Origin of the sequence: Aliiglaciecola sp. 2_MG-2023 (genome assembly GCF_030548145.1) — a bacterium.
GTDB classification, from domain to species: Bacteria; Pseudomonadota; Gammaproteobacteria; order Enterobacterales; family Alteromonadaceae; genus Aliiglaciecola; species Aliiglaciecola lipolytica_A.
The window spans coordinates 349,104-361,088 of sequence record NZ_JAUORY010000003.1; the positions used below are offsets into that span (position 1 = coordinate 349,104).

General features: G+C 41.0%; 7 protein-coding genes. 4 read left to right on the forward strand and 3 right to left on the reverse strand.

Annotated features, from left to right (window positions below; translation table 11 throughout):
- The first annotated feature begins 72 nt into the window (after positions 1-72).
- The 3 genes from Q4567_RS05380 to Q4567_RS05390 all read left to right on the forward strand — a co-directional run bounded on the left by Q4567_RS05380 (position 73) and on the right by Q4567_RS05390 (position 6,114).
- On the forward strand, positions 73-3,003 hold the full coding sequence (locus tag Q4567_RS05380) for a TonB-dependent receptor (RefSeq protein WP_216049847.1): 2,931 nt from the start codon (positions 73-75) through the stop codon (positions 3,001-3,003).
- A gap of 127 nt (positions 3,004-3,130) precedes the next feature.
- Positions 3,131-4,621 carry a tryptophan halogenase family protein gene (locus tag Q4567_RS05385; protein WP_216049846.1) on the forward strand — a complete coding sequence of 497 codons (1,491 nt, stop codon included), beginning with the start codon at positions 3,131-3,133 and terminating at the stop codon, positions 4,619-4,621.
- A 2-nt stretch (positions 4,622-4,623) separates the two neighbouring features.
- Positions 4,624-6,114 carry a tryptophan halogenase family protein gene (locus Q4567_RS05390; RefSeq protein WP_216049845.1) on the forward strand — a complete coding sequence of 497 codons (1,491 nt, stop codon included), beginning with the start codon at positions 4,624-4,626 and terminating at the stop codon, positions 6,112-6,114.
- Between the two features lie 70 nt (positions 6,115-6,184).
- Here the strand turns inward: Q4567_RS05390 and Q4567_RS05395 are convergent, their stop codons facing one another.
- The 3 genes from Q4567_RS05395 to Q4567_RS05405 form a co-directional block, all read right to left on the reverse strand.
- Positions 6,185-7,573: an MFS transporter gene (locus tag Q4567_RS05395; protein WP_216049844.1), complete on the reverse strand. Its 1,389-nt coding sequence runs from the start codon at positions 7,571-7,573 to the stop codon at positions 6,185-6,187.
- Between the two features lie 200 nt (positions 7,574-7,773).
- Positions 7,774-9,006: an MFS transporter gene (locus Q4567_RS05400; protein ID WP_303499628.1), complete on the reverse strand. Its 1,233-nt coding sequence runs from the start codon at positions 9,004-9,006 to the stop codon at positions 7,774-7,776.
- Between the two features lie 12 nt (positions 9,007-9,018).
- Positions 9,019-10,035: a LacI family DNA-binding transcriptional regulator gene (locus tag Q4567_RS05405; protein WP_303499630.1), complete on the reverse strand. Its 1,017-nt coding sequence runs from the start codon at positions 10,033-10,035 to the stop codon at positions 9,019-9,021.
- A gap of 147 nt (positions 10,036-10,182) precedes the next feature.
- Here Q4567_RS05405 and Q4567_RS05410 point away from each other — a divergent pair, with 147 nt between their 5' ends.
- Positions 10,183-11,649 (forward strand): glycoside hydrolase family 32 protein, encoded by a 1,467-nt coding sequence (locus Q4567_RS05410; RefSeq protein WP_216049841.1) that lies wholly within the window; start codon positions 10,183-10,185, stop codon positions 11,647-11,649.
- Positions 11,650-11,985: the final 336 nt, after the last annotated feature.

Here is an 11,985-nt window from a genome sequence, read left to right on the forward strand (position 1 = left end):
TACATTTGATAGTATTTTTAACATTGCAGTAACAATATTGACTATAAAAAACGCACTGAGCGGGGCACACACATGAAAACGAGCACATATTTTAAACCAGCGTTATTATCAGCTGCTATCTCTGCAGCTTTGATATCAGGCCAACCACTAGCACAAGAAGCCAATGCCGTAGCAGAAGATGTAGAAGTCATCTCGGTCAGCGGGATACGCGGCTCCCTAATTCGAGCGCAAGCTGTCAAAATGGACAACTCCTCGATCGTAGAAGCTATTTCAGCAGAAGATATTGGTAAATTACCAGATTCATCAATTGCCGAATCGTTAGCTCGCTTACCAGGAATGTCTGGTGAACGTGTGGGTGGCCGAACTTCTGGTATTTCAATACGTGGATTTAAAGAAGATTTTACTGGTACATCGTTAAACGGTCGAGAGTTGATCGGGATTGGCGATAACCGCGGTGTTGAATACGATTTATATCCATCAGAGATTATGACAGGCGCTACCGTTTATAAAACCACTGATGCATCGTTGATGGTTCAAGGTATTGGCGGAACTGTAGACTTACAAACGGTACGACCTTTACAAGCTCAAGAAACATTGACAGTTACTGGCGTATACGAAATAAGTGGCCGTGAATCTGACAACCCTGAATACGACAACAAAGGTCACCGTTATTCGTTATCTTTCGTAGAGAAGTTTGCTGACGATACTATTGGTTTGGCTGTCGCCTTAGCCACAACTGAATCGCCTAACAACCAACGTAAATTTGGTGTGTGGGGCTATAATCCAGCTAACGAAGATGGTCAGATTTTACCATCAGGCCTAGATACAAATGTGCAAAGTACAGTATTAGAAAGAGATACCATTTCAGCGGTATTGCAATTCCAGCCTAATGATGACCTTGATATCGTTATTGATGCATTGGATATCAGTTTCTCTGATTCGGGTATTATTCGTGGTTTCGTTGAACCTTTTGAAGCCGCAAATGTGACGGGTTCAGGTTTCAACACTACAGGTACGCAAGTTAACGCCAACTCTGTTTTGATTAATAATCCTAAGCAAAAAGACGGCGATTTGAACGTGTATGGTTTGAACATTGAATATCACGTTAATGACAATTGGTCGGTTGAATTGGATGTGGCTCGAAGCAAATCAACTAAACGTGATTTACAAGGTGAGTCTTACTCAGGTTTAGCACGTAACGGTGCACTTGACGCCTCTGACCCTTCTTTGTTTGGTACTCGTGAATTCGTGATGAGTCAAAATGGTATCGACTTTACAAGTACTTCTGGGCTCGACGCATTCTCTGATCCAAACGCTTTGCAATTAACTGGACCTCAAGCATGGGGTGGCGGTTTAGCTAACTTAGCTGACAACTTTGATGATCATTCTGAATTGCAAGCAAATGGCCAACCATTTAGTTATGTTCAAGCTCAAGATGGTTTCTTAAATTATGCAGACTTCAAAGAAGAATTAACCACAGTGCGCTTTGAAGTGGTGGGTAATTTGGATGGTGACATCTTCCATACCCTCACAGCAGGTATTAACTACAGTGATCGTTATAAGGATAAAGACAACAAAGGTTTCTTCGCTACTGCGTCTGCCTACCCTTTATCTGATTCGATTCCTTCTAAATATTTGTACGACGGGTTAGCTGATTTAACTTGGGCTGGTCTTGGTATGGTTGTGGCTTATGACGGTTTTGCCCCTTATCAAGATGGCGAATACACCTTAAATGACGCGGGTCTACTTGAACCTGACCGTTTAGGTGATACCTATGTGGTTGAAGAAGAAGTCACTACACTATACGCTAAAGTAGACTTTGCCACTGAACTAGGCGACTTCCCAGTTATGGGTAACGTGGGTGTTCAATACGTTCAAACAGACCAAACTTCATCTGGTTTCAACGGCATTGTAGGCTCCAACTTTGCAGTCTGTGATGACAACAATGATCAGCAAATTGATGATAGCTGCCGTGTTTCTGGTGGTGCTGATTACAGCCATGTTCTTCCAAGTGTCAATATCAGCATGGAAGTGGGCGACAATCAATTTGTTCGATTTGCAGCCAATAAAGCCATTAGCCGCGCTCGTATAGACCAAATGAAAGCCTCTAGTTTTGTGAAATTTGATCAAAACATCACGCTGATTGCAATCCCAAATACAGTTGAGGCAGTTAACCAGTACGGTTCTCCTTGGTCTAAATTTGCGGGTAACCCTGAACTACGCCCCTTAGAATCAAATAATTTTGACGTTTCTTACGAGTATTATTTTGAAGATGAAGGGTATTTATCTGCGGTTTTATTCTATAAAGACTTAGTCAATTTAACCCAAGAAAGTAGTGGTGATAGCTCACTTATTAACTTCAGAAATGATGAAACAAATAATGGCGCGGATTACTACATTCCAGGCTTCCATGATCGTCTAGCGTTATTTACTGGGCCCCATGAACCAGCAGGTGTGGTTTATAACGAAGGCGACTTAATCACGCCTCCAGACTACGGCACATACTCCTTCTTTGAAGATGGCTTAAAAGGTGACGTACAAGGTTTAGAGCTTACTGCAAACGTACCATTTGGCATGTTTAGTGATACCTTAGACGGCTTTGGTGTGGCTGCTTCTGCTATTTTCATTGATGCAGAGTTAGATGATGGATCACCTCTTGTTGGTCAATCAGACTCGACTTACTCGTTGACAGCATACTATGCAATGGGTGGTTTTGAAGTGCGCGTAGCCGGAACTGACCGTGGTGAATATTATACATACCAACGTGGTGGCTCAAACAAAATTGATACTGTTCAACGTAACGGTGTGACTTTGGTGGATGCTCAAATTAGCTATGACTTTTCTGAATCTGAGCATGACTATTTGCAAGGTCTACGGGTTTCTTTACAAGGCACAAACTTAACTGATGTAGACGATGAAATAGTTGATGCGAATGGTATTGTTACCACACGCCGTCAATTTGGACCATCGTATATGCTGAACGTTAACTATTCTTTCTACTAAACAGTTATACGCTAATATTAACTGATGAAAAGCCTCAAAGTTGAAAGACTGTTGAGGCTTTTTTACGTTTATACTGGAAAACATTATTGTAACCTGTCGCTTATTATAAAAATTAAGGAGCATGTAGATGCAAAAGCCGGTCAGAAAAGTAGTTATAGCTGGCGGAGGCACCGCGGGTTGGATGACGGCGGCCTTACTTAAAAAAGTATTGCAAGAACAGGTCGAGATTGAGTTAGTTGAATCAGAAGATATCGGTATTGTTGGCGTTGGTGAAGCAACTATTCCTCCTATTCAACTATTCAATCAATACCTTGGTGTAGATGAAAAGCAGTTTCTTCGCGAAACCAAGGCATCAATTAAGCTTGCGATTAAATTCGAAAACTGGCGAGTGCCCGGTGAAAGCTATTACCATACTTTCGGTGCCCCAGGTGCAAACATTGGATTTTGTAGTTTTCAGCATTTTTGGTTGCACGCTAAACAAGCCGGTGCAACAGCATCATTGTGGGATTACGATCTTAATTACTTAAGTTGTGAACGGGGCTTATTTAACAAAATTAATACGCAAAATCCTGTTTACGAAATGCAATATGCCTATCATTTCGATTCAGGTTTGTACGGCAAGTTTTTGCGTAAATTAGCAGAAAATTTAGGGGTAAAACGCACTGAAGGACTAATTGAACATATAGTTCAAGATAAAAATAGCGGCTTTATTACCCAGTTGCACCTCAAAGATGGCAATAAAATCAGTGGTGATTTATTTATAGATTGCACGGGGATGCGAAAACTTCTGATTGGTAAAACCTTGGGCGTAAACTTTCAAAGCTGGGAAAGTTTACTGCCTGCCGATACTGCTATCGCGATCCCAACCGAACGATTTGCAACAACATTGCCGTACACCCGCAGTATTGCCCATAAGAAGGGCTGGCAATGGCGCATTCCCCTCACCCATCGAAATGGTAATGGTATCGTCTACAGTTCTAAGTACATGTCGGACGACGAAGCCCATGACACCTTGATGAGCAACCTAGATAGCAAGCCCTTGGATGAGCCAAGAAAAATCAGTTTTGAAACGGGTCGCACTGAACAACAATGGCATAAAAACGTGATTGCTATTGGCTTATCCAGTGGTTTTTTAGAACCACTGGAGTCAACGAGTATCCATTTGATTCAAGCAGCCATAGTGCGTCTACTAAAAATGTTTCCAAATAACGGAATTTCAGAGGCAATGACACATATGTATAACGCTGAGTCAAAACGGGAATTCGAAACCATCGCTGACTTTATTATTCTTCATTATCATGTGAATGAGCGAGATGACTCTGATTTTTGGAAGGACATGCGTAACATGGCGATACCTGAAAGGTTGCAAGAAAAGATTGCAGCTTTCCGTTCATCAGCAGCCATTTTTAATGACAACAACGATATTTTTAGAGATGCGTCATGGTTACAAGTGATGTTAGGGCAAGGAATACACCCACAAGACTATCATCCAGTTGCCAAAAAGTATGGAGATCATGCACTGTTAGATGTGATGCAAAAAGTGTTAGCAGAAAAGCAAAAGCCATTATCTAGCCTGCTTCCCCATGATCAATTTATTGCTCAGTTCATAGGTCAGTAAACATGCAGCCTAGTAAAAAAATTACGATTGTTGGCGGCGGCACTGCAGGTTGGTTAGCGGCAAACCTGATGGCTAAACAGTGGCAACAAAAAAATATAGAAGTCAGCGTTATCGAGGCCCCTGATATTGCCACTATTGGTGTGGGGGAAGGTTCGACTCCGACCTTAAAACGTTTTTTTGAAATCATGGATATACCTGAGTCACAGTGGATGCCTGCATGTCATGCGACTTATAAAGTCAATATCAGGTTCGAGCACTGGAGTCCAGAATCGAATATTGAATCCTATAGCCACCCCTTTATCTCGCAACTAGATACATTTAGTGAGCGTCCGTTTTATGCCAACTGTTTTGGTCGACGAATGGGCCAGGATGTGACTACATCGGCCGATAAGTTTCTGTTCAATGGTTGGTTGGCAAAACATAATTTAAGCCCAGTTACGCCGGAAAACTTTCCATTTAAAATTGAATACGGTTATCACTTTGACTCGGCGTGCTTGGGGCGATTTTTACAACAACATGCAATGAATTTGGGAGTCCGACACCAAGCATTAAAAGTACAGAACGTAGAACTCCACCCCGATGGCAGCATTGCTCGACTTCACACCGATAAAGGTCAGGTAATTGAAGCTGATTTTTTTGTGGACTGTAGTGGTTTTAGCTCTTTACTGCTGCAAGGTGCTCTAGGGGTCAAGTTCAAGGACTTTAGCAACAACTTATTTAATGACTCTGCGCTAGTAATAGGCACTAAACCACTTGCGCAAGTGCCTGTTGAAACCGTATCCACAGCTCTTTCCAACGGCTGGGCTTGGCGTATCCCCTTGCGCAATAGGACGGGTAATGGCTATGTTTATAGCGCCCAACATATAACAAAGAATGATGCCGAAACAGAGCTACGACAACACCTCGGTTTATTAGACACCGACATTGAATGCCGGCATTTAAAAATGCGTGTAGGTCAGGTAACTAAACACTGGAGTAAAAACTGTATCGCCATCGGACTGGCTCAAGGATTTATTGAACCGCTAGAAGCTACTGCGTTGCATTTAACACAAATATCAACTGAGATGTTTATTGATTGTTTTGAAAAAGGCCATTTTTCTAACCAGTTTCAAAATGACTACAATAATGAAATGAACGAACGTTTTGAACGAATAAGAGATTATATTGTTGCCCATTACAAACTCAATACCCGCCAAGACAGCGAATATTGGAAAGCGAATCGCAACAATATGGCATTATCTGAGTCGCTATTACAGATACTCGATACTTGGTATAAGAAAAATGATTTGAGCAAAGAACTAGCTCGCCAAGGCATAAATCAACATTTTGGTGCGATCTCTTGGCATTGTTTATTGGCCGGATACGGCGTGTTTCCACAGCTTAATCAACGCGCAACAAATAAAGCTACAGCCCCTGTGATTGATTACTTTAAAGACAATCAAATACAACAATTATTTGCAGGCTGTATCCTAAACTTTAAACCTCAGATGTAATGATATATAAATAATAACCGAGCGTTTAAAAGCCCCTGAATGCTAATCAATTTAGGGGCTTTGTATCCGTTTACTCAGAATGATTTAAACTTCGGCGTTCAGTAAGTTCTTTCTCTATACGAGTTAAAAGCGGTCTATCTATCTTGTAGAACAACATCAATAACCCTCCTAGCGCAAACAACACCGCTGGCAGTAATGTTGCCATTACCCTAATTCCTTCCAATGCAAAAGCAGACACAGTTTGATTGGCGACAAAACCGACATAAGCAAGAATAAATCCCGGCAGAGCGCCACCAACAGCCGAGCCAAATTTTAAGGCAAACATAGATGCTGACACAGTTAAACCTGACGTTCTTTTACCGGTTTGCCATTCTCCAAATTCAGCGCAATCAGTAAACATAGCAAACAACAAAGTAATCACCACACCAAACGAAGTTATCCCTAAAAAGTGCAGGAACACAGCAGTCCAGAACATATCAGGTGGAATGAAATAACTCATCACTAGGAAAACTGTGTGCAATAAACACATCACTAACACAATAGTATGTTTGTTGAATAATCGAGTTAACATGGGTGTCCATAAAGAACCGACAATTTGTCCAAAAAGACCAATTGATGAAAACAATGCCACGCGGTCAAAGATAAGGAAAATGGCTTCTCCATCATCCCCCATGTAGTATTTTACGTAGAAAATAATAGATGAGAAACGAGCCACTAATGCCACAACAAGCAAAACACAAGAGATAGCTAAAACCACCCAAGATGTATTTTTAATCAACACTTTCATATCTTTTCTAGCAGATGAGTCGTGTTTAGGTAATTTTATTCTTTCTTTTGTTACCGCAAAGGTGAACCAAAAAAGCGCAATAGATAACACAGCAAAAACACTAATGGTTAAACGAAACCCAAGTACGTCATCACCACCACCTAATAAACTGACTAACGGTGTGGCAAAAGCTGCGATTAATAAACCGCCAAGACCAGCACAAATAAAGCGGTACATGGTAGCCTTGGTTCGCTCTTCTGCGACGGGCGAAATCACGGCAAGTAGAGCCGAATAAGGTACATTCATCGCAGTAAACGCGATCATCACCCCAATGTAAGTCACGTACGCATAAATCAACTTACCAGTATCGGAAAAGTTTGGACCGAAAAATATCGCAAAACCCAACAACCCATAAGGAATAGCTCCCCACAAGAGGTATGGTCGATATTTCCCCCAGCGAGACTCTGTTCTATCGGCGATAAGTCCCATGACAGGATCGCTAACAGCATCGGTAATTTTCGAAATCAATAACATCAAGCCAACGGCAGCAGGGGCAAGACCGTAAACATCTGTGTAGTAGTAAAGTAAATATAAACCGAAGAAACCCAAATAAAAGTTTGAAGCCATATCACCGACGCCATACCCTATTTTTTCTTTAAAGCTCAATGGCGCTCTGCTTGAATCAGTAGACATGAATTCTCCAAACCGGTTTCTAGTTAATGACATTAAGACAAACTGAATAACGATGCGCATTAACGGTTGCTTTACATTTATTTAACTTAAACGATTAAGTTAAATAAATCAACAATATTTTCGAATAGGGTTCAGCTGGAAAGGGAAATACTTGGTATACCTATTTACATAGTTATTAGTGGAAGGTAATTGCCTGCTCTTTACGCTGTGGATTGAATGGGCTTTTTATCAGACGTCAGCACAAACATAGAAACAATGACAAAAAAGGCCACAACCATTCCAATTAGTTTGTAGGCCGCGGCAAAGCCAATTTCATCGTACAAAATCCCAGTTACTATTGATAACCCACTCGCTGCAAATTGCGACATAAATTGAAAACCAACAATATAAATAGTCGCTGACAATCGTGCGTCAAAAGTCGCGGAAATATACTTAAAAATAGCAATAAGCATGATTGGCAGTTCCACGGCATGAAGTAGCTTCATAGCAGAAATAGAATAGGGATCATCGGCATACCCTGAGCCAATAATACGTATGGCCATTACTACGCCACTAAGCACTAAGCCATTTTTAGCGCCAATCTTATTCACTAAAAAAGGAGCTAAAAACATACCACCTGCTTCGAGGAACACTTGCAACGAATTTAAATAGCCGAACATTGCATTACCTTCAGCTTTCGTTGGAAATTGCGCTGCGAAATACACCGCAAACTGCTGATCGTAGACGCCATAAATACACGACACACCAATCACAAATGAGGTAAACGCCCAAAACTTTTTATCCCTAAATAAGCAAATAGCATCAATAAGTTTTAATGCACTTGCCTGCTCGCCATCGTTCATCTGCTTCGAGTTGTCTTCACTAACAGTGACAAAAAACAGACAAGTTAAAAATATAACCGCACACAAACTAGCCAGCACAAAATTTAACGTTACCGAAATATTAAATATTTTACCGGTGAAAAACGTAGCCATTGCCCAACCTACAGAGCCCCACATTCGAGCCTTCCCAAACTCAAAACCTGAGGTTCTTGCAACCCGTTCTATGTAGGTTTCGACGGCACCAACCCCCGCAAAGAATGCCACCGAGCAAAAGAAACCGCCGACAATTGCGCCCACATAAAGAGATGCCATTAACATCGGGGTATAAATATAAATAAAGAATGGTCCGCTAAGCAAAAGCATGGCCCCAACAAACCAAAGCAATTGTTTACGCAGGCCTAATTTGTCTTGAATGAATCCATAACAAGGCATAATAAAAAGTGCAGTAATCGCATTTATACTAAATACAATTCCTGTTTCTGCACCGTTTAATCCAATGGCTTGGTTTAACCAAATCGGATAAATTGAAAAGCAAAATGACCAAGTTAAAAAGAAACTTAAAATACATCCGCTTAACAACCAGTAATTACGTCTTGCTATGTGATCAGACATCTGTGGCCTATATTATGAAGTTGCGTAGCCATGAGAATCTCTAAGAACTAATTCTCCGCTTATTTCTATTATTTCAGGGGTTGTAACCTGCTGTTTATTAATGGCTAATTGAGCTGCTCTTTGCCCCATACTGAAATAAGGCAAGCTCACTGTAGTGAGTTTGGGCAACAAGTTTTCGGCAATTAATTTGTAGTTGTCGTAACCAACAATTGAAATGCTTTCTGGAATTTGAAAACCGAGCTTTCTGATCAGCATATAGACACGCATTGCCATTTTATCGTTACCACAACAAATAGCGGTGGGCGGCTCTTGGCGGGATAAAAGCGTTTGCAACACTTCAGGAAGATTAGAAAACTCGTCTTCGCTATCACGACATACGCCTACCTGTATCAAACCACGATCAACGTCTAGATTTGCAGCTTCATGAGCTTTACGGTAACCATCAAGCCGTAATTGTGTTGCAGGCATATCTTCAAAAAGGGTTAAGTAAGCTATTTTTCTGTGTTTTTTTGCGATAAGTTCATCGGTGATTTGATAAGCACCTAAGTAGTCGTTGGGTAAAATGGTAGGGTGACTCAAGTTGGCTTCAAAGCAGTTCACAAGTATAAGAGGGCATTTTTTGAAAGACTGTTTTATTTTAACTTGGCGACGATAAACCGTTGCAAATATAATTGCTTCTGCCCTTTGCCTTCTAAAATCATCCACCAAGCGGGAAAAACTTTCGTCGCTACCGCCGGATTCACCAATCATCAGCAACTTCCCTTGCTTTTCACATTCGCTTTGGATACCCGCAATAATGTCAAAAGAGTCTGGAGTAGTGGTGAGTTTTTCAGTAATTAAACACACTATTCCTTTGTCACGGCCTCGTAAAGATTGGGCTGCTGCAGAGGGGTAGAACTCCAGCTCTTGCATTGCAGATTCAACTTTTTCTTTGGTTTTTGAGCTCACGCCTGCAAAACCGCTTAATACCCGAGAAACGGTTTTAATTGACACATTTGCTTTTGCTGCAACATCTTTAATTGAAGACATAAAAACCTTGTTGAGTAGCCGATTACTAAAAGGCCAATTTGACACTATTCCAACATTAAGTTGACATTTATTTAAAACTCGCCATCATAATGACCATCGATAGACATTTTATCAAGTCTTTTTTTATTAATTTTTCTAGAGGTGCATATGCAGCAGTTAGATAACCAAAACCGTCCAAGTACGAATCGTACTTGGAGGCCTCATTATCACTTTTTTAAACAGGGTTTTTGGATCAACGATCCTAACGGATTATTTTATTTGGACGGTAAATACCATTTATTTTTCCAACTCAATCCTGATGACGTGGTTTGGGGGAATATGCACTGGGGCTACGCGACTTCAGAGGATTTGATTCATTGGCAACATCAACCCATTGCGCTTCATGCCGAGCCAGAAGGCTTAGGTTATATTTTTTCTGGTGGCGCTGTAGTGGATATAAATAATACCGCAGGTTTTGCCAGCTCGAATTATCCTGCGGTAATCGCGACATTTACACATCATTCAGAAAATGAAGTGCAAGTTCAAAGCATTGCATATTCAGTTGATGGCGGAAAAAGTTTCACTAAGTATGCGCATAATCCGGTTATTCCAAACCCTGGCTTAAAAGATTTTAGAGATCCAAAAGTTGTCTGGTACGCAGAAAAAAAATACTGGGTAAAAGCCGTGGTTGCGGGTCAATGTGTCTATTTTTATCAGTCCAACGATCTTAAAAGTTGGCACAAACTCTCCGAATTTGGACATAACCACGGAGCTCATGGTGGCGTATGGGAATGCCCGGATCTGTTTCCATTAATTTGTAGCGAAACTGGAATCGAGCGTTGGGTTTTATTAATTAGCATTAATCCTGGTGGCCCCAATGGTGGCTCAGCCACACAATATTTCATTGGCGACTTCGATGGTGTTGAATTTACCCCTCAAGACTCTCTACCTACAAATAGCCCAACCCATTGGTTAGACTATGGCACTGACTGTTATGCCGGTATTACTTGGGACAATACCCCAGAGATATTGAAAAGTCGGACTTACATCGCTTGGATGAGTAACTGGGATTATGCGCGAGACACGCCCGATAATACGTGGCGAGGCGCGATGACCTTGCCACGAAAAATCAGCTTAGTGAAAAACCAATCCGGTTACCAACTCGCGACCCCGCCCGCGATTGAATTCAATGCTGAAAATTCATTAAGTACAATCGAAGTGCTTAGGCAACAGCCGTTAAACATACCCGAAGCATACAAGCTATCCTTTACTCTTAGCTCACAGAGCCGTAAAACCGTTCTGCAATGGCAAAGTGCGAATAAAGAAACCTTTGTTTTGACACTTGATTTTGCAAACAAACGAATTTTGGCGGATAGAACTCACAGTGGCTTTGCTGAAAAAGGATTTGATTCAATCGTTGAAATGCCTATTGATGTTCTGCAGCACCAACTTGTTGAAATTGAAATTTACGCAGACACTTGTTCGTTCGAACTGTTTTTCAATGGTGCTCGGCAATGTATTACTATGATGACCTTCCCTACAGCGCCGTTTAGCGAACTTTGTATTGCCCACGATAGTGAAGAAAATAAAATTGAAAAAGTTAGGTTAAGCACTTTTGCTATAAATGCAGTTTGATTTAATTTGCATCCTCAAGGGATTGAAGAGGTTGGCCGCGGGTAGAACACTCAAAAACAAAAGGTCGCAATAAGCGACCTTTTACAACTGCAATTACGCAAAAAACATAAGCTTACTACTTCTCCATTTTAGACATGTCATCTAACGGTTTAGGCATTACATTTGAATAAATCTGTATATACTTGATAATGCTAGTACCGACTCGCGACAAAGCTTATTCCTCTTTTTAAGACAGCCACAAACTAGACTAGAGCTAAAATTTAGACAGCCACAAACTAGACTAGCACTTTGACACTATCAACTAAGCTATAGGTATAAGGTTCATAAGGAAGAACA